Origin of the sequence: Microbacterium oxydans, from assembly GCF_000956525.1 — a bacterium.
GTDB classification, from domain to species: Bacteria; Actinomycetota; Actinomycetes; order Actinomycetales; family Microbacteriaceae; genus Microbacterium; species Microbacterium oxydans_A.
The window spans coordinates 306,638-323,911 of sequence record NZ_JYIW01000026.1 but is presented as its reverse complement, the minus strand read 5'-3'; the positions used below and the strand labels follow the sequence as shown (position 1 = coordinate 323,911).

Genomic DNA, 17,274 nt, shown 5'->3' with positions numbered 1-17,274 from the left:
TCCTGCAGTATCCCCCGCGCCTCCGCCGTATTCCAGGGATCGCCGCTCCCTGGATGAGCGATCTCTGGAGCCGCGTCACGCACGCGCAGAGAGTCGAACCATGAACATCAGCGGAAACACCATCTTCATCCCCGGCGCGACGAGCGGCATCGGACTCGCCCTGGCGCAGCGACTGCGCGACGCAGGCAACACCGTGATCGTCGGCGGCCGCCGCCGGGAGCTCCTGGAGCAGATCGAGAACGAGGACGCCGGCCTGCACACTGTGCGGATCGACACGAAGGATCCGGCCAGCATCGACGCCGCTGCCCGCGAGGTGCTCGAGACCTACCCCAGCCTGAACGTGCTCATCACCATGGCCGGCGTCATGCGCGCCGAGGACTGGACACGGCCGGCAGGGTTCCTCGACAGTGCCGAGGACACGATCGTCACGAACGTCCTCGGTCCGATCCGCCTGATCGGCGCCTTCATCGAGCATCTGCGGAGCACACCGGATGCGACGATCATGACCGTCTCGTCCGGACTCGCGTTCGCGCCGCTCAAGGTCACACCGAGCTACAACGCGAGCAAGGCGGCGATCCACATGCTCAGCGAGTCGCTGCGCCTGCAGCTGGCCGGCACGGGCGTCTCGGTCCTCGAACTCGAGCCGCCCGCCGTTCGGACCGATCTGATGCCTGGGCACGCCGAGAACGAATCGGCGATGCCGCTGGACGAGTTCATCGATGAGGTGCTGACCCTGATCGAGACGCAGCCTTCCGCCACCGAGATCCAGGTCGAGCGCGTGCAGTTCCTCCGCTATGGCGAAGCGCGGGGCGATTACGCCGAGGTCGTCGCCGCACTCAACCGCACGGATCCGCACGGCAACTAGGCTCGGCCGTCAGCTGAGGGAAGCTGCGGCGTCGGCGAGAGCATCCGCCGAACGCCGCAGCAACGCGAGCTCCTCATCGGAGAACGTGGTGTTGCGGATCGGGACCGCTCCCTGCGCGCTCACGATCGACGGCACCGACAGGGCCACGCCGTCCACTCCGTGGAAATCGCGCAGCACCGTGCTCACCGGCATCACCGCGTGCTCGTCGCCGAGGATCGCCTCGACGATGCGGGCGCTGGAGAGTCCGATGGCATAGTTCGTCGCGCCCTTGCCCTGGATCACCGTGTACGCCGCGTCACGGACATCGACGGCGATCTCATCGAGCTCCTCGCGGCTGATCGGCGGATGCCCCGGCGCCTCCCATTCCAGGATCGGCACGGTTCCGATCGTCGCCCTCGACCACAGCGGGAACTCGGTGTCGCCGTGCTCGCCGACGATATGGGCGTGCACGCTCGCGGTCGAGACGCCGGCGCGCTGGCCCAGCTTCCAACGCAGCCGGGATGTGTCGAGCACCGTTCCGGAGGCGAAGATGCGCTCGGGCGGCAGCCCGGTCTCCTGCTGCGCGATCACCGTGAGCACGTCGCACGGATTGGTCACGATCACATAGATCGCGTGCGGCGCCACCTCGAGCAGCTGCGGCATCATGCTGCGGATGATCCCCGCGTTGACGGCGGCGAGCTCGATGCGGCTCTGCCCCGGTCGCTGCTTCGCCCCCGCGGTGATCACCACGACGTGCGAACCGGCGACCACCGAGATGTCGCTGCCGCCGACGATGTCGCTCGTGCCGGTGAACTGCGTGCCGTGCGCGAGATCGAGCACCTCGGCCTCGACCTTCTCGGTCGCGATGTCGTAGAGCGCGACATGCCGCGCGGATCCTCGGATGAGCGCCGCGTAGGCGACGCTGGACCCGACGCTTCCCGCGCCGACGACCGTGAGCTTCGAGTTCTCGATGATCTCCATGGGCCCAGTCTCGCAGTGTGCGGGCACCCCGAGCCAGAGGTGCGCGGTCGCTCAGCCTGCCCGCGACTCCGGTTCGCTCGGCGCGAGGTCTGCAGGGTTCGGCTTCACGGAGGGGTCGACGGGGAGCATCGAGTGGTCATCCTCTCCGGCCACGATGCGTTCTGCCCGCTGCTCGAGCATGCAGGCCGCAGCGATGTTCAGCTGAGGGTTCTCCCCCGCCGCGGCGGTACGACGGAATTCTGCCGCTGCGTCGCGCAGCATCTCGGCTTTGATGGATCGGAGGACGTCGTCATGCACTATTACCAACTTCATTGAGGGTGCTGCCCGCAGATCGGGTCCCACCCCTGACCTGCGCTGCGCGCGGCTTCCCAGTTTCCGCACGGAACTCGATCGCTCGATCCCGTACCCTTCCTTGCCTCCGGAAGAAGACTGGACGTCGATGCCGTCAGCCCACCCACTCACTCCTGGTTCGGGGCTGACGCCTCAACGGATTGCATGACGTCCTCGGAGCACTCACCTGTCATGACAAGGAGTTCCCGACTCCTGAGTATGGAGGAACTGCGATCACACTCCGACGCGCGCTCTGTTAATCTTCGCATCCCTGCGCATGAACGGCCGCGTCCCACTCAGCGCGACGGAACCGAGCCGGACCGGAGGAGACGATCTGCGCGTTGCCGTTCGGTCCTGGCTCCAGACGCATGGTCAGCCCACCCACCACGAGGCTCGGGACGCTCAGCCGGATGCAGTCGATGCTCCCGCGCACGAGCAGGTTCGCCATCTGCTCCGGCGACGGCGCCGCACCCATCACGGCATCGTCGTGCGCGAGCAGCGCCGTCCACCAGGCGCGCCGCGGCCCATCGGCATCCAGCGTGACGCGCATGATCCCCTGCGGCGCGGCCTCGACCTCGATGATGATCGACCCCATGACCGGCTCATCCTCTGCATCGATCATGCTCGCGCTCCGACCTGCTCGCCCCCGCTTCGCTCAGAATAGTGTCGGAACATGCGCCGCGGTGATGCATCTCTGGCGTCGCACTCGCGCTCCACGTAAACGAGGAGAAAACTCATCTTCGACACGCCGTTTCGCTCTTGTCGAACCGGCAGGCGACGTGACACAGTGTGCTGGCGGAGTGCTCATTTCGCGCAGATCCGGATTCCTGAGTGGCTCCTGCTCGCATCGCGGCGGACGAACAGCCCCGGACCGCCTGACCGATCGCGGAGTCCCGCCGGTCGGTACATCCCGGAGTGAAGGAGGAGGGTGTTGGCAAGCACCTACATCGAGACGGGCGGGCATGTCCGCGTGTACGACGAGGCGGTGCGCACGCACCAGGAGTTCCCACTGGGCACCTACCGGGTGGGCTTCTCCTCCAAAGAGGGGTTCAGCCTCATCAGGATCGACGACCTCACCGTCGGCACCGAGCGGGTCTACGGCGGTCGGGACCAGAAGGTCTCGAAGATCTTCCGGTCCTATGCGCGCTCGGATCGCAGCCTCGGCGTGATGCTGTCGGGCGACAAGGGCATCGGCAAGTCGTTGTTCCTGCGCATGGTCGCCGAAGCGGCACGCGAACAGGGGCTGCCGGTCGTGGTGGTGTCGGAGGACCACGACGGCGTCGTCGACTTCCTCGACAGCCTCGACGAATGCCTGATCGTCTTCGATGAGTTCGAGAAGACCTTCCCCGCCGGGCGACGCGGCCTCGCCGACGGTCTCAACCGCCAGAACCAGTTCCTGTCGCTGTTCGACGGACTGTCGTCGCGCAAACGCATCTACTGTCTCTCGGTGAACGATATGTCGAAGGTGAGCACCTACCTCGTCAACCGGCCGGGTCGCTTCCACTACCACCTGCGATTCGACTACCCGGGCCCTGATGAGGTCCGCCAATACCTGGTCGATCAGGCTCCGGGCGCTGACCCGGAGGAGATCGAGAACGTCGCCCTGTTCTCCCGCCGAGCACGGCTGAACTACGACCACCTCCGCGCGATCGCCTTCGAACTCGCGCAGCCGGACGCGCTGTTCTCCGAGATCGTCGACGACCTGAACATCCGGACGATCGAGCCGAGCACGTACCGCATCGAAGCGCGCTTCCCCGATGGCAGGATCTGGTCCGACGAGGTGGAGATGAATCTGTTCGAGCGCGGCGATGTCGGCCGGACGTTCGAGCTTCGCAATTCGACCCGCTCGATCTTCGCGTCGTTCATGCCACGAGATCTCGTCTTCGAGCCGGATGGCGGCATCTTCGTCCCGATCGATCGACTCGACCTGCTCGGCGACGACGACGAAGAACCCGAGGTCTACCCCACGACGGTGAGCCTGGCGCTCGTCGGGCAGTCCGACCACGGATTCGGTCTCTGGCCGACGACCGAGATCCGCTCGAACTCTGGCGCGATCGTCAGTCGTTCGTCTTGACGCGCCTGTTCACCTCACGCGTCGCGGAGAACTTCAGCACGGTGTAGTCGGTGACCTCACCGGCGCCGTCGTCCTTGCCGAACTGCACTCGGTGCCCCTTGTGATTCTGGGGATAGAACTTGCCGAAGTTGGTCAGCGTGACGGTGTTGCCCTGGCTCACGAGGTCGAGCAGCTCATCGATCATGGCGTTGTAGGCGGTCTGCGCGGCGAAGACCGAGATCCCGCCGCGTCGTGCGAATCGCTGCACGAACTCGCGCTTGCTCACGCGGTTGGCATCCAACGTCTTCGATGTGCTCATGATCTTCGTCCCCTGTGTGTTCGCCCGTCACCGAGCTGCTTCGCTGTACCCCGACAGCCAGCTCCACGGATCGTCGAGTCCCATCTCGACGACACCGGGTTCTGTGAGGCCCCAGCCCTTACCCCTCAGACACTAGTGCTTGTTCCTTCGTATCTGCGGTGAATATCAGATTTCGCTGGTTCGCGAGTCCCTTCACCCTCCGAGGAGCGCGCGGATCGGATGGTCCTGGTCGTCGAGGATGACCTGCGCTGCACGGCCCGTCTGCGGGTGGACGACGATGGGCGCGCGCAGATTCACGTGGACGCCCTCGTCCGAGGGGTTGGCGATGACGAACATCCGAAGCACGTCGGTGTCGGCCGCACCGATCTCCGCGCGGCTGCCGGCGGGGATCCGCGGCGCGTATCCGCGGCCGACCGCAGCGGCATCGAGGAGGAACAGTCGGAGGTCGGCATCCAGTGCCCGGAGGGCGTACAACCCCTCGGCCCCGGCGATCGTCACGAGGGTGAACGCCGTGTACGGGCTCAGACCGGGCATCGCAGTGGTGAACTCGATCGTGACGGCGGTCGGATCGGCGGTCGTCACGGTCATCGCAGGAACTCCAGAAGATTGGTCTGCAGCGACGTGGCGGTCACCTGCAGAGCGGATTGGAACACGAGCTCGGCGGACTGCAGGCGCACGAGCACTTCGAGGCTGTCGACGTTCTCGACCTCTGCACGACGTGCTTCCAGGTCGGTGGACGCCGCGAGGTTCTGCGACGCGGCGCGCTCGATCTGCACCTGACGCGCCCCGGTGGTTCCGCGGGCCGCGACGACGTCCTTGAGCCGTGCGTCGATGTCATCGAGGCGCGGGCCGACGTTCACTCCCGCTCGGAGCTCGGTCGCGATGCCCTCGAGAAGCGCGAACGCGCTGCTCGCACCGACACCGAACGCCTGCGAGCCGTCGAAGTCGACGCGGACGGTCTCGTTGTCGCTGATGCGTCGACGCACACCGTCTCCCGCACTGCCGTTGAATGCGAAGGTTCCCGGTTCGAAGGCGGCGCCCGAATCACTGGTCCCCGCGAAGACGCTCCGGCCGAGCACGGTCGTGTTCGCCTGGGCGAGCAGCTCGGCGCTGATGGTCTCGAGCTCCTGCGCGATGGATTCGCGCGCGGTCTGGCTGAGCGCGCCGGAGTTCGCTCCCTGCGCGGTCAGGTCGCGGGCTCGGTTGAGCAGGTCGGTGCTCGCGCCGAGAGCGGTGTCGACCGTGGTGACCCAGGCCATGCCGTCGCTGAGGTTGCGTGCGTACTGGGCGACCCTCGACTGTTCGCCGTGCACACCGAGGGTCGTCGCTGCGGCAGCGGGGTCCTCGCTCGGCGAACGGAACGCCCGCTGCGATGCGGCCTGGTTCTGCAGACGCTCGCGATCGGCGAGGTTGGTCTGCAGCGTGCGCAGCGACTGCTGCGTCATGGTGCTGCTCGTGATGCGTCCGATCATGTCGACTCCCCAGTCAGCGGCCGACGAGGCCGGTTCGGTTGATCAGCAGGTCCAGCGCCTCATCCATGGCGGTGAGCACGCGGGCCGCTGCCTGATAGGCGGTCTGGTAGGTGAGGAGATTGATGGTCTCCTCGTCGCCGTCCACCGAGGCGTTCGACTGCTGGGCCGTCACAGCGGCGACGGCCCCCATGTCGGCGATGTCCGCACGCTGCAGGTCTCCGGCGACCGTGACCGCGAACCCGGTGACGAAACTCGACCAGACCCTGCTCGGTCCGGTCGCCGATGCGCCGAGCGTGCTGATGCGATCGGCGATCGTGGTGTCCTTCGCGCCGGCGCCCGGTGCGGCAAGCGCCAGCTGATCGAGGCCGGTCGGCGCCACTCGAAGGCCGAGGGCCGCAGGACCGCTCGTGTCGAGCGCGAAGAAGTCACCCCCGGCCGCGCCGCTCGCTGTGACACCGGTCCGGTGGATGTCGTTGACAGCCGCGGCCAGCGCGGTCGCTGTCTCGTTGTAGGCGGCGGCGACACTGGCGAGCGAGCCGCCATCCGTTGCGGGAGCGAGTGCGCTGATGGTTCCGCCGATCACACCGCCACCGATCGCGACCGGGAGGTCGGATCGGTCAGCCCAGGCGACGGTGATCCGGCCGGCATCCTGGATCTCCCGCGGACCGCTGACGACGAGTGCACGGCTGCTGTCTCCCGACACGAGCGCATTGCCGTCGACCCGCACGGTGAGCGTGCCGTCGGTCTCGACGAGCCCCTTGGCGCCGACCGCGGTCGACAGCCGCTGGGCGAGCACGTTGCGCTGATCGATCAGCTCGTTGGCGTTGCGCCCGGACTGCAACGCGTCGCGGATCTGGCCGTTGAGCGCTGCGACCTGCCCGGCGACGGCGTTGACGTCGGCGATGTCGCGGTCCACCTGGCCGCGCAGATCGGTCCACTGCCCCGCGACGGACTCGTATCCGGCGGAGATCTGACCGATGAGCACCTGCGCGTTCGTGAGCACGACCTGCGCCGCAGCCGGCTCCGGGGTGTTCGCGAGGTCGGACCATCCGGACCAGAAGCGGTTCATGTTCGCCGCGAGTCCGGCCTTCGTCGGCTCGGCCAGCATGCTCTCAACCTGGCCGGCCGCTGCCGCCCGTGCGCTCCAGAAACCGGAGGTCGAGAGTGCGTCGCGCACCCTGGCGTCGAGCACCGCGTCGCCGAGGCGCGCGACGCCGGTCACGTTCACGCCGCTGCCGATGCCGAGCCCGCTCTTCCACAGACCGGTCTGCCCTGGGCCCGACACGGGAGCCTGATCGACCCGCTGACGGGTGTAGCCCGTCGTGGTCTGGTTGGCGATGTTCTGACCGGTGACGGTCATTCCAGCGCGTGCTGCGTTGAGGGCGGATTCCGCCAGACGAAGACCTGCGAACGACGACATGGTCACCTCACATCCGGGTGTCGAGCAGACGGGCGTCGCCGTCGCGGACGACGTCGCCGGAGGGGCTGTACTCACCGGTCGGCACACCGAGCCCGGCGATGGTCTCCTGGGTGATGCGGATCGCCGTGCGCAGCCGCTGCTCGTTGATCTGCTTCATCTGCTCGATCTCATCGGCCAGTGCGGTCATGGTCGTCAGATGTCCGGTGAGGACCTCGCGCCATCCGTCGTCCGGTGCCGCATCGATCAGGTCGCGGAGCGTCGTCGCCTCCGGCGCACCCCACTCGTCTGCGGTCGCGATGACCAGGGCGTCCCTCGAGAGCGCGACGGTCGGCATGGCCGCGAGTACCCGCTCGATCTCGGTCGATGCGTGACGGATCCAGCGATTGCGTCCCGTCGCCAGGAGCATCTGCTGCTCGTCGAGCTTGAAGAGCAGCATCTCGAGCAGCTCCCGCTCCCGCAGGAGCTGCATGCTCAGATCATGGGCGGCCACAGTACGTCACCTCGTCGGGTCGAAGCTTCCATGACAGGAACTCCCGCCACACACACGACTATCGCGACAACGCGGAGGGCAGTAACTCGGCCGACATGGGGAGAACTCCCCATCGACTGCGGTCAGGGCGCAGCGGTCAATCGTCCGAGGGCGCCGAGGAGAGCGTTCTCGGCCGTATCGTCGGATGCCGTCTGCACGGCTTCCTGGTTGGCATCGCCGACCGCGAGCACGATCTCCGCGCGGTGGATGCGCATGTCGCGCGGGGCGTCGATCCCCACCCGCACGCCGCCGGGCGTCACCGCCAGGATCGTCACCGTGATGTCGTCTCCGATCACGATGCTCTCGTTCGCGCGCCTCGTCAGCACCAGCATGTGAATCCGCCTTCCATGGCTTCGGCGCGTGCACGCCATCCTGTTCACCAAGCTAGTGCATAGCCTCGTAAACGAGCGGATTCCAAGCGCTACCCCGCGGCACTCGGCAGCGAGGACCTGGTCAGCCGGACGACCCCGACGACATCGGTGGCGAGTCCGCCGGCACCCGCCTCGTCGTACGACAGCACCGGCAGCCCAGCGACCTGGGGGGCGATCATCCGCCGCACGGCCTGACGCAGCGACGGTGCGCACACGAGCACCGGCTCGGGGCCCACCTGATCGAGCTCCGCGATCGTGCGGCGGACGTTCTCGAGCACCTGCATCGTCGCCTCGGGGGTCAGCACGATCTGCGGGAGCCCCTCGACGACCCGCATCCCCTCGAGCATCTGCTGCTCCAGCATCGGCTCGAACATCACGACGCGGATGCGTCCGTCCTCGGCGAACCGCGCCGCGATCGCCGGGCCGAGGGCCGCCCTCGCCGCGTCGATCAGCCCCGGCGTCTCGGTCGACGTCTTGCCGCGCAGCGCGAGCGCCTCGTAGATGCGGGAGAGGTCGTTGATCGGCACCCGCTCGGCCAGGAGCCCCGCGAGCACGCGCTGGATGCCCGCGAGCGAGAGCACCGCTGGGGTGAGCTCCTCGACGGTGGTCGGACTCGTCTGCTTCAGGTGCTCGGTGAGCTGACGCACGTCCTCCAGCGAGAGCAGCCGGTGCGCCTGGCTCTGCACGATGTCGGACAGGTGCGTGATGATCACGCTGGCGCGGTCGATCACAGTGGCGCCGGCCATGTCGGCAGCGTGCGACATCTCGGTCGGCACCCACTTGCCCTCGAGTCCGAACACCGGATCGACCACGACCGTGCCCGGCAGTTGGTCGAGCCCTGTCCCGATCGCGAGCACGTGGCCGCGCGGCACCGAACCGCGCCCCACCTCGACGCCGGCGATGAGGATCGCGTAGGTCTGCGCAGGCAGCTCGATGTTGTCCCTCGTGCGCACCGGGGGCATCAGGATGCCGATGTCGAGCGCGAGCTTGCGTCGGAGCGACTTCACCCGGGTGAGCAGGTCTCCCGCTCCCCCGGACGCCAGGTCGACGATGTCGGGCGAGAGTGAGATCTCGAGCGCGTGGACGCGCATCCGGTCCATGAGGTCGTCCGGCCCCTCCGTGCCGGCGTCGACCGCCTCCTGGTGCTGGGCATCGGCCTCGATCGCGGCCTCGCGATCCTCATTGGCCTTCACGCGGGAGGCCGCGAACAGCAGCACTGCGCCGATCCCGGCGAAGACCAGCAGCGGCATCCCCGGGATGAAGCCCATCGCGATCGCGGCGAGTCCGGTGATCACGAGCGCATTGCGCGACTGCAGCAGTTGCTTGGCCGCCGCCTGGCCCATCTCCGCTTCGACGTTCTCGCGCGTCACGATCATGCCGGTGGAGACGGCCATCAGCAGCGCGGGGATCTGGGTGACCAACCCGTCGCCGATGGTCAGGATGCTGTAGGTCTCCAGCGCATCGCCCATCTCCATGCCGTGCTGCACCATGCCGATGACGATGCCGCCGACGAAGTTGATGATCACGATCACGATGCCGGCGATCGCATCGCCCTTCACGAACTTCGATGCACCGTCCATCGCACCGTAGAAGTCGGCTTCCGCCGCCACCTCGGCGCGACGTCTGCGCGCCTCGGTGTCGGTGATGAGCCCGGCGTTCAGGTCGGCGTCGATCGCCATCTGCTTGCCTGGCATCGCGTCGAGCGTGAACCGCGCGCCGACCTCGGCCACGCGCTCCGCGCCCTTGGTCACGACGACGAACTGGATGACGGTGAGGATCAGGAAGATCACCGCGCCGATCACGAGCGAGCCGCTGATCGTGATCTGCCCGAAGGCCTGGATGACCTGCCCGGCGTGGGCCTCGCTGAGGATGAGGCGGGTGGATGCCACGTTGAGCCCGAGCCGGAACAGCGTCGCGACCAGCAGCAGGCTCGGGAACACCGAGAAGTCGAGCGGCTTCTTCACGAACATCGCGGTGAGGAGGATCAGCAGCGCGAAGGAGATGTTCACGACGATGAGCACGTCGAGCAGCGGCGTCGGGATCGGCACGATGAGCAGCAGGATGATGCCGACGACGCCGACGGGTACGGCGCCTTTGGACAGCAGCTGACCGATCATGGAGGTGACCTTCTCGTTTCGGTTCGGTTCGGTTCGGGGACGGTTCGGTTCGGGGATCGACGTTCAGAGGCCGCGTTCGCGAGTGCTCGCGAAGGGCATCGTGTGGGTGCCGCGGGCCGTGCCGCGACGTTTCAGGTGCTCGATGAAGGCGAGCACCTGGGCGACCGCGGTGTAGAGCTCCTCCGGGATCTCCCGGCCGATCTCGCACGCGGCGTGCAGGGCGCGTGCGAGCGGGATGTCGCGCACCATCGGGACGCCTGCGGCCTCGGCTCGCTCGCGGATCTTCAGCGCCACGATGCCGGCGCCCTTGGCGACGACTCGCGGCGCAGACTTGCCCGGCTCGTACCGCAGCGCCACCGCGACGTGGGTCGGGTTCACGAGCACGACATCGCTGTCGCTGACGGCCGCGATCATGCGGTTGCGACTCATGGCGAGCTGGCGAGAACGACGCTGCGACCGCACCAGCGGATCGCCCTCGCTCTTCTTGTGCTCGTCCTTGGCTTCCTGCTTCGTCATGTGCGTGTGCTTGCGATTGCGGCGCATGACCACCGCCACGTCGATCGCCGCGAGCAGGATGCCGACGACGACTGCGACCTGCAACAATGCGACCGCTCCCCCTGCGGCCTGTTCGAGCAGCCACGTGATGGTGTGGCTGCCGCTCGCCATGAGCACCGGCACGAGCCCGGAGACGACGATCCACAGCGACAGACCGATCGCGGCGGTCTTCAGCAGTGCCTTTGCGCCCTCCCAGAGCGCCTGCCGCCCGAAGACGCGTTTCAAGCCGGTCACGATGTTCAACTGCTCGGTGCGCATGGTCACACCCCGGAGGTGGATGCCGCCCTGGGCCACGGCCGTCGCGGTGGTCGCGAGCAGCACGACCAGCAGCAGCGGCAGCAGGATGCCGCCCATCGAGCGCAGCGCAGCCCCGAGCACCTCGACGGCCGCGCCGTCGGTTGGGTGCGTCGCCACCGGTGCGACGCGCAGGAAGAGCTCGGTGAGCACCTGTGTCGCCGAGGCGATCGCCGGCAGCGACATGACCGCCGCCGCTGCGATGCAGACCCACGCGGTGAAGTCCTGGCTCCGGCCGATCTGGCCCTTCCGACGAGCCTCCTTCAGGCGACGATCGGTGGTCTTCTCACTCCGTTCGCCGGTGTCGCTCTCACTCATCGGGTCACCCCCAGCAGCAGTCGGGCGGCGTCATCCGCGATCGCGGCGACCACGCCCGGCAGGGCCGCGTAGACGAACCCCACGAGCAGCAGCGTGAGGCCGATCTTGATCGGGAAACCCATCGCGAACGCGTTCAGGGCCGGGGCGACCCTGGTCACGAGCCCGAGGCCGACGTCGGCGAGGAAGAGCACGATCAGCAGCGGCCCCGCGATCTGCACGGCACTGAGCATCATCTGCGTCGTCGCGCCGACGAGCGCTTCGGCGGGGTTCGCGAGATCGATCATGCCGCTGACCGGGATCGCGTCGAAGGAGCGGAACAGTCCGCCGAGCACGAGTTGATAGCCGTCAGACGCGAACAGCAGCACGATCGCCGTCATCTGGAACAGGCGGGTGAACTGCGCGCCGTTCACGGCCATGCCGGGGTCGAACGCCTGCGCCAGCTGGAATCCGCCGAAGGTGTCGACGAGGTGGCCCGAGCCCTGGATCGCGCTGAACAGCAGCATCACGAGGAAGCCCAGCAGCGCCCCGGTGAGCGCCTGGCCCGCCAGCGCGAGCATGAATCCGCCCGTGTCGAGGCGCTCGTACCCGGCGGTGACGACCGGCGACACCGCGAGGGCGAGTCCTGCTCCCAGCATCGCGCGGATCCGCATCGGCACCGTGCCGTGGCTGAACGGCGGGGCGATCACGAGGAATGCGGTGATCCGCACGCACGCGAGCGCGGTCGCCTCGAGCCAGGTGAAGTCGATCGGGATGTTCATCAGCCGCCGTTCAGCAGCGACGGTATTCGCGCGAACAGCTCATTCGTGAAGGCGATCATCTCGGCGATCATCCAGTGCCCGCTCACGAGCAGCGCGATGCCGACGGCGATGAGCTTCGGCACGAACGAGATGGTCATCTCCTGCACCTGCGTGATCGACTGCAGCAACGAGATGGCGAAGCCCACCACGAGTGCCGTGATCAGCAGGGGCGCGCAGAGCTTCGCCGCGAGGATGAGCGCTGCCTGACCGATGTCGATGACCGCCTCGGGGTTCATCCGCCACCCCCGTTGTACGACTGCACGAGCGCCGTGATGACCATGCCCCACCCGTCGATCAGCAGGAAGAGCAGGATCTTGAACGGCAGCGAGATCATCACCGGCGGCAGCATCATCATGCCCATCGACATCAGTGCGCTGGCGACGACGAGGTCGATCACGAGGAACGGCACGAAGATGATGAACCCGATCAGGAACGCGGCGCGGAGCTCGCTCAGCATGAACGCCGGCACGAGGGTCTGCAGCGGGATGCTCGCGGCGTCCGCAGGGTTGTCCATCTGGGCGGCTCGGTACATCAGTGCGATGTCCTCTTCACGCGTGAACGCGAGCATCCACTCCCTGAGGGGCTGCTGCGCGAGCTCGAACGCCTGGCCGAAATCCACCTGCCCGTCCGTGAACGGTGCGACCGCGACCGTGTTGATGTCGGTGAGCACCGGCCACATGATGAACAGCGTCAGGAACAGGCTGAGACCGGCGAGCACCTGGTTCGGCGGGATGGAGGGCAATGAGAGGGCGTTGCGGGTCAGCGCCAGCACCACGAAGATCTTCGTGAAGCTCGACATCATCAGCAGCAGTGCGGGCGCCACGCTGAGCACCGTGATGCCGAGCAGCGTCATGATGCTGTCGGACGGCGTGCCGTTGATGCCGTTGATCGTCACGCCTTCGCCGTCGTTCGTCTCGGACGGCAGGACGGATGCCGCGGCGTGCGCACCGGTGGCGCTCCAGCACACGAGCAGCACCGAGACGACGAGGGCGACGGCGAGCAGGATCCAGACGCGCCTGTGCGTCGGCCGCGCGCTCGCCGGCAGCGCTGCGACGGGGGCGGTTGCGGGCACGGGGGCACTCCGAAGATGGGAGACGTGGCCGATCCGTAGCCAAGAGGTCGAGCGATCCGTGCTCGATCGGGACTATCGCGACATCGAGGACATCGCGTAACCGGCGTGCGCCGGTCGGAATCCCTCAGGCGACCGACTTCAGTGGGCGCTCCGCATCGTCGAAGATGCCGAGATCGTCTGCCGAGGATGCGTCGTCCCCGCCAGGGTCAGCCGCATCCGTCACGTCGAACGCCTCGAGCTCCTCGGCGGGCAGTGGGGCCTCCTGCGTGTCGACGACGCTGATGCCGTGCTCGGTGACGCCGAGCACGTAACGGATGCCGCCGAACTCCGCCACGACGAGCTGCGCCTTGGCACCGATCCCGGAACGTGCGACGACCGTGATCTTCTCCTGGCGCGACCTCGCGCTCCTCCCCTGCGTGGCACGGCCGCGGCGCAGACCGCTCATCCGATCGAGCTTCTTCGGCAGCAGCCCGGACAACGGATTGTCGCCCTTCGCACCCGCCTTCTGGAGCCGCCGGCTGAGGAACAGCAGCAGGCCGAGCACGGCGGCCAGCGCGACGATCATCCGCAGCGCGACGAGCACGTCGTCCATGCTCAGACGCTCTCTGCGCCGTCGAGGATGCGCTCGACACGGATCGCGAAGTCTCCGTCGGCGACGACGACCGTGCCGTGGCCGATGAGCCGTCCGTTGAGCTTGATGTCTGCCGGCGACCCCGCGGCACGGTCGAGCTCGACGACATGACCGGGTTCGAGCGACAGCACGTCGCGCACCGGCATGCGTGTGCGGCCGATCTCGACGACGAGTTCCATCTCGACGCCGGCGATGCGGCTGAGCCGCTGCGGGCCGGTGGATGCCGCTGCAGCGCGGTCGCCGTCGATGCGCACCGACGCGCGAGCAGCGATCGTGCCTGAGGCATCGACCAGATCGAACACCTGCGTCCCCGAAGCCGTGAACACCTCGGCAGCGCCGACCAGCTCGCCATCGCCGAGCGATCCGGTGCCGAGCACGATGGCGGCGGCCTCGAACACGGGGTGCAGGCGGTCGACGAGCGCCGCGCCCCCGGAACCGTCCTCGAGGTGGCTCGGGTCGACGACCTGGATCGCGATGCGCGCGCCCGGCGTGCCGATGAAGGTCACAGCGACGGCCTCGCCCGTGGCGCCCGGATCGGTCGACGACGTCGGGATGACGGGATAGCCGAACGGCAGCTTGCCTGCGATCGCCGCAGCGATGGCCGTCTCGTGGAAGGTGCTCATCAGTGGGTCTCCTCGTGGGTGGTCGTGATCGTGCAGGCGAGGCGCGAGCCCCTGCTGCCCGGCGTGGCGCGGGCGATGCGTGTCTGGCCCGCCATCAGTTCATAGGGTGTCGTCTCGGGGTGCGGCAGCCGCAGCAGGTCGCCGGGCGCGAGGTCCAGGATCTCGCCGGCACCGATCGTGATCGGCGCGAGGCGCAGCGTGATCTCGAGCGGCGTGCTGTGCACCTGGTCACGGGTGTGCACCGCGCCGCGGGCCGCCGCGGCATCCGCCCCCGAAGCCGCGAGGCGATCGACGACCGCAGAGGCAGGGAGCATGACCGAGGCGACGGTCTGCGTGTCGCCGAGGCGCATCGTGTATCGGGCGACGATGACAGCGGCCGACGCCGCGATCACCTGCAGGTACTGCGGGTTGTAGTGCACGCCGCCGAACATCGGCTCCCCAGGCAGCAGCGTCCCCATGCTCGCGGCGAGGTGCTCGAACGTGCCCTCCATCAGATTGCGGATGAGCGCCAGCTCGATCGGCGTGAAGGTGCGGGCCTCCGGCAACGAGGTGCTCCGCCCGCCCATCATCTGCACGACCCAGAGCAGAGCGCTGTCGAGACCGAACTGCACGACGCACGGCTCGTCCCGGTCGGCGAAGGAACCGGCGACCATCGCGGTCGTGCTCGGCAGCGTCTGCGCATACTCCTCGTAGGAGACGAGCTCGACGCTGTCGAGCGACAGGTGGGTGCGCACGCGGATCTTGGCGGTCAGCTGCGACGACCAGAGCCGCGCGAACGACTCGAACGACGCCTCGAGACGACGGATGCTGTCACGGCCGAGCTGCGCCGGACGACTGAAGTCATACGCGGGATACCGGCCGGCCGCATCGTCGATCACGGTGGCTGCGGTCATGGTGGTCTCCTCGGAGATGGTGGACACGGTGCGTCAGCTCGTTCCTGCGGCTTCGGCGAGGGCAGGCAGCAGTGCGCGCACCTGGTCCTCCTCGTTCGATTCGACGACGATGTCGACGCGTCGGTTGCTGGCGAGGGCTTCCGGACTGTCGCCGTCCACGAGCGGACGGGTGTCGGAGAACGCGGTGGCCTTCACGCGGGCGCCGGCGATGGTCTCGTGCTCGACCAGGAAACGGGCGACCTGTGTCGCCCGACCGCCGGAGAGCTCCCAGTTCGTCGGGTACGGGTCGGCGGCGAGGCGTCGGTCCGCATGCCCCTCGACGCTCACCTGGTTGTCGACGGTCGCCAGCACATCGCCGATCGCATCGAGCACACCGTCGGCCTTCGCGGAGAGATCGGTGCTGTTGTCGCCGAAGAACGTCTCGGCGCCGACCAGACCGACTTTGAGCCCGCGGTCGTCGATCGCGAACGAGACCGTGTCCTGCAGGCCCTGTGCCGCGAGCGATGCCCTGATGCGCTCGCGCAGCCCCTCGAGCGACTCGTACTCCGCAGCGGCACGGGTCGTGAGGTCGGCTTCGCCCTGCTCGTCCTCCATCTCCGGTGGGATGACGAGTCCCTCCGAGATGTCAGCGCCGCCAGTGGTCGTCTCCTCCTGCCCGAAGCCGGTCGCCAGACTGTTGGCGAGCAGCTCGAACTTCGTCTTGTCGACGTTCGACACCGCGAACAGCACGATGAACAGACACATCAGCACGGTCACCATGTCGGCGTAGGAGACCGCCCAGCGCTCGTCCGGCTCGTCATGCGCGTCGTCCTCGTGTCCACGGCGGCTGCCACGACGGGCAGTGCTCACCGTGGCTCCTCCGCGCCCTTCGGGTCGGCGCCCTTCGAGTCATCCGTCTTGCGGCGCTTCGGCTTGACCGTCGACAAGGCCTCGAGACGCTCCTGCAGCAGGTGCGGCGCGCTGCCGGACTGGATCGCGAGCATCCCCTCGCTGACGAGCGTCATGCGCTCCAGCTCGACGGCGCCGATGCGGCCGAGACGCCCGGCGATCGGGTTCCAGATGAAGTTGGCTGAGAGCAGGCCCCACAGGGTCGCGACGAACGCGGCTGCGATCATCGGGCCGAGGTGATCGGGTTCGTCGAGCTTCTCGAGCACGTGCGTGAGCGAGACGACGGTGCCGACGATGCCGATGGTCGGGGCGTACCCGCCGAGCGAGGCGAAGAACTTCGCGGCGATCCGATTGCGCGACGAGGTCGCGGTGATCTCGTCATCCATCATCATTCGCAGGTCTTCGGCGTCCGTGCCGTCGGCGAGAGCCTGCAGCGCCTGCCTGGTGAACTCGTCCGGTGCGCCGTCGAGTTCCTGTTCGAGGGCGAGGAGCCCGTCGCCACGCGCCTTCTCGGCGTAGCCGACCAGGAACGGGATCACCGCTTCCGGGGTGGACTTCGGCCCGCGCACCATGCGGCCGAGGCTCGCGAACGCCAGGCGCGTGTCGCGCAGGGTGTGGCTCGCGATGCCGACGCCGATCGTGGAGCCGAGCACCAGGATCATCGGGGCGGGGATGAGCAGGGCCTCGAAGCTCGCGCCCTCCATCGTGATCATCGCGACGAGTGCGCCGAACGCGAGGAAGACGCCGATGAGGAATGCGGGATCCAC

The 17,274-nt window shown here is 67.9% G+C and carries 21 protein-coding genes; 2 read left to right on the top strand and 19 right to left on the bottom strand.

The features are described 5' to 3' along the window. Positions 1-100: 100 nt before the first annotated feature. Complete coding sequence (locus tag RS83_RS14170; protein WP_045280158.1) at positions 101-865, top strand: SDR family oxidoreductase; 765 nt, start codon at positions 101-103, stop codon at positions 863-865. 9 nt (positions 866-874) lie between these two features. Here RS83_RS14170 and RS83_RS14165 read toward each other — a convergent pair whose 3' ends face one another. The 3 genes from RS83_RS14165 to RS83_RS14155 form a co-directional block, all read right to left on the bottom strand. Next, on the bottom strand, positions 875-1,825 hold the full coding sequence (locus RS83_RS14165) for an L-lactate dehydrogenase (RefSeq protein ID WP_045280157.1): 951 nt from the start codon (positions 1,823-1,825) through the stop codon (positions 875-877). Between the two features lie 51 nt (positions 1,826-1,876). Beyond that, the gene (locus tag RS83_RS14160) at positions 1,877-2,137 is read right to left on the bottom strand and encodes a hypothetical protein (protein WP_156153219.1); all 261 of its coding nucleotides are present in this window, start codon (positions 2,135-2,137) and stop codon (positions 1,877-1,879) included. A 274-nt stretch (positions 2,138-2,411) separates the two neighbouring features. Further along, positions 2,412-2,777 (bottom strand): hypothetical protein, encoded by a 366-nt coding sequence (locus RS83_RS14155; RefSeq protein WP_045280155.1) that lies wholly within the window; start codon positions 2,775-2,777, stop codon positions 2,412-2,414. Positions 2,778-3,086: 309 nt separating this feature from the next. On the opposite strand from RS83_RS14155, the gene RS83_RS14150 reads away from it, so the two are divergent. After that, on the top strand, positions 3,087-4,229 hold the full coding sequence (locus tag RS83_RS14150; RefSeq protein ID WP_052679131.1) for an AAA family ATPase: 1,143 nt from the start codon (positions 3,087-3,089) through the stop codon (positions 4,227-4,229). Here the strand turns inward: RS83_RS14150 and RS83_RS14145 are convergent. The 16 genes from RS83_RS14145 to RS83_RS14070 all read right to left on the bottom strand — a co-directional run bounded on the left by RS83_RS14145 (position 4,213) and on the right by RS83_RS14070 (position 17,274). Continuing rightward, a complete protein-coding gene (locus tag RS83_RS14145) occupies positions 4,213-4,527 on the bottom strand; it encodes an HU family DNA-binding protein (protein ID WP_045280154.1) in 315 nt (104 codons plus the stop codon). The two genes, RS83_RS14150 and RS83_RS14145, sit on opposite strands and share 17 nt — an antisense overlap. Before the next feature lie 192 nt (positions 4,528-4,719). After that, positions 4,720-5,115 (bottom strand): flagellar assembly protein FliW, encoded by a 396-nt coding sequence (locus RS83_RS14140; protein ID WP_045280153.1) that lies wholly within the window; start codon positions 5,113-5,115, stop codon positions 4,720-4,722. Further along, positions 5,112-5,999, bottom strand: a complete 888-nt coding sequence (gene flgL, locus RS83_RS14135) for a flagellar hook-associated protein FlgL (RefSeq protein WP_045280152.1) — start codon at positions 5,997-5,999, stop codon at positions 5,112-5,114. Before flgL ends, RS83_RS14140 begins: the two co-directional genes overlap by 4 nt. Positions 6,000-6,012: 13 nt before the next feature. Beyond that, the gene (gene flgK / locus RS83_RS14130) at positions 6,013-7,419 is read right to left on the bottom strand and encodes a flagellar hook-associated protein FlgK (RefSeq protein ID WP_045280852.1); all 1,407 of its coding nucleotides are present in this window, start codon (positions 7,417-7,419) and stop codon (positions 6,013-6,015) included. 7 nt (positions 7,420-7,426) lie between these two features. After that, positions 7,427-7,888, bottom strand: coding sequence for a flagellar export chaperone FlgN (gene flgN, locus RS83_RS14125; protein ID WP_230114353.1), 462 nt, complete (start codon positions 7,886-7,888; stop codon positions 7,427-7,429). A gap of 143 nt (positions 7,889-8,031) precedes the next feature. Next, the gene (csrA, locus tag RS83_RS19195) at positions 8,032-8,280 is read right to left on the bottom strand and encodes a carbon storage regulator CsrA (RefSeq protein ID WP_045280150.1); all 249 of its coding nucleotides are present in this window, start codon (positions 8,278-8,280) and stop codon (positions 8,032-8,034) included. Between the two features lie 89 nt (positions 8,281-8,369). Continuing rightward, positions 8,370-10,436: a flagellar biosynthesis protein FlhA gene (locus RS83_RS14115; protein ID WP_045280149.1), complete on the bottom strand. Its 2,067-nt coding sequence runs from the start codon at positions 10,434-10,436 to the stop codon at positions 8,370-8,372. Between the two features lie 63 nt (positions 10,437-10,499). Further along, complete coding sequence (locus tag RS83_RS14110; RefSeq protein WP_045280148.1) at positions 10,500-11,603, bottom strand: EscU/YscU/HrcU family type III secretion system export apparatus switch protein; 1,104 nt, start codon at positions 11,601-11,603, stop codon at positions 10,500-10,502. Then, a complete protein-coding gene (locus RS83_RS14105; protein ID WP_045280147.1) occupies positions 11,600-12,361 on the bottom strand; it encodes a flagellar biosynthetic protein FliR in 762 nt (253 codons plus the stop codon). The genes RS83_RS14110 and RS83_RS14105 overlap by 4 nt, the downstream gene beginning before the upstream one ends. Next, on the bottom strand, positions 12,361-12,636 hold the full coding sequence (gene fliQ / locus RS83_RS14100; protein WP_045280146.1) for a flagellar biosynthesis protein FliQ: 276 nt from the start codon (positions 12,634-12,636) through the stop codon (positions 12,361-12,363). Before fliQ ends, RS83_RS14105 begins: the two co-directional genes overlap by 1 nt. Next, a complete protein-coding gene (gene fliP, locus RS83_RS14095; protein ID WP_419760991.1) occupies positions 12,633-13,472 on the bottom strand; it encodes a flagellar type III secretion system pore protein FliP in 840 nt (279 codons plus the stop codon). Before fliP ends, fliQ begins: the two co-directional genes overlap by 4 nt. A gap of 124 nt (positions 13,473-13,596) precedes the next feature. Continuing rightward, positions 13,597-14,064: a flagellar biosynthetic protein FliO gene (locus tag RS83_RS18375; RefSeq protein WP_052679130.1), complete on the bottom strand. Its 468-nt coding sequence runs from the start codon at positions 14,062-14,064 to the stop codon at positions 13,597-13,599. 2 nt (positions 14,065-14,066) lie between these two features. Continuing rightward, positions 14,067-14,726, bottom strand: a complete 660-nt coding sequence (locus RS83_RS14085) for a FliM/FliN family flagellar motor switch protein (protein WP_045280145.1) — start codon at positions 14,724-14,726, stop codon at positions 14,067-14,069. Further along, complete coding sequence (locus RS83_RS14080) at positions 14,726-15,619, bottom strand: flagellar motor switch protein FliM (protein ID WP_045280849.1); 894 nt, start codon at positions 15,617-15,619, stop codon at positions 14,726-14,728. Before RS83_RS14080 ends, RS83_RS14085 begins: the two co-directional genes overlap by 1 nt. A 33-nt stretch (positions 15,620-15,652) precedes the next feature. Continuing rightward, entirely contained in the window at positions 15,653-16,468 is an 816-nt protein-coding gene (locus tag RS83_RS14075; RefSeq protein WP_045280144.1) for an OmpA/MotB family protein, read from the bottom strand. Then, positions 16,465-17,274: a motility protein A gene (locus tag RS83_RS14070; RefSeq protein WP_045280143.1), complete on the bottom strand. Its 810-nt coding sequence runs from the start codon at positions 17,272-17,274 to the stop codon at positions 16,465-16,467. Before RS83_RS14070 ends, RS83_RS14075 begins: the two co-directional genes overlap by 4 nt.

Coding starts and splice junctions, on each gene's coding strand:
- RS83_RS14085 (WP_045280145.1), bottom strand. CDS start 14,726: ATGAGCACCTTCCACGAGACGGCCATCGCTGCGGCGATCGCAGGCAAG.
- RS83_RS18375 (WP_052679130.1), bottom strand. CDS start 14,064: ATGGACGACGTGCTCGTCGCGCTGCGGATGATCGTCGCGCTGGCCGCC.
- RS83_RS14155 (WP_045280155.1), bottom strand. CDS start 2,777: ATGATCGATGCAGAGGATGAGCCGGTCATGGGGTCGATCATCATCGAG.
- fliQ (WP_045280146.1), bottom strand. CDS start 12,636: ATGAACCCCGAGGCGGTCATCGACATCGGTCAGGCAGCGCTCATCCTC.
- RS83_RS14110 (WP_045280148.1), bottom strand. CDS start 11,603: ATGAGTGAGAGCGACACCGGCGAACGGAGTGAGAAGACCACCGATCGT.
- RS83_RS14165 (WP_045280157.1), bottom strand. CDS start 1,825: ATGGAGATCATCGAGAACTCGAAGCTCACGGTCGTCGGCGCGGGAAGC.
- RS83_RS14145 (WP_045280154.1), bottom strand. CDS start 4,527: ATGAGCACATCGAAGACGTTGGATGCCAACCGCGTGAGCAAGCGCGAG.
- flgL (WP_045280152.1), bottom strand. CDS start 5,999: ATGATCGGACGCATCACGAGCAGCACCATGACGCAGCAGTCGCTGCGC.
- RS83_RS14140 (WP_045280153.1), bottom strand. CDS start 5,115: ATGACCGTGACGACCGCCGATCCGACCGCCGTCACGATCGAGTTCACC.
- RS83_RS14105 (WP_045280147.1), bottom strand. CDS start 12,361: ATGAACATCCCGATCGACTTCACCTGGCTCGAGGCGACCGCGCTCGCG.
- RS83_RS14160 (WP_156153219.1), bottom strand. CDS start 2,137: ATGAAGTTGGTAATAGTGCATGACGACGTCCTCCGATCCATCAAAGCC.
- csrA (WP_045280150.1), bottom strand. CDS start 8,280: ATGCTGGTGCTGACGAGGCGCGCGAACGAGAGCATCGTGATCGGAGAC.
- flgN (WP_230114353.1), bottom strand. CDS start 7,888: ATGCAGCTCCTGCGGGAGCGGGAGCTGCTCGAGATGCTGCTCTTCAAG.
- RS83_RS14115 (WP_045280149.1), bottom strand. CDS start 10,436: ATGATCGGTCAGCTGCTGTCCAAAGGCGCCGTACCCGTCGGCGTCGTC.
- RS83_RS14170 (WP_045280158.1), top strand. CDS start 101: ATGAACATCAGCGGAAACACCATCTTCATCCCCGGCGCGACGAGCGGC.
- flgK (WP_045280852.1), bottom strand. CDS start 7,419: ATGTCGTCGTTCGCAGGTCTTCGTCTGGCGGAATCCGCCCTCAACGCA.
- RS83_RS14080 (WP_045280849.1), bottom strand. CDS start 15,619: ATGACCGCAGCCACCGTGATCGACGATGCGGCCGGCCGGTATCCCGCG.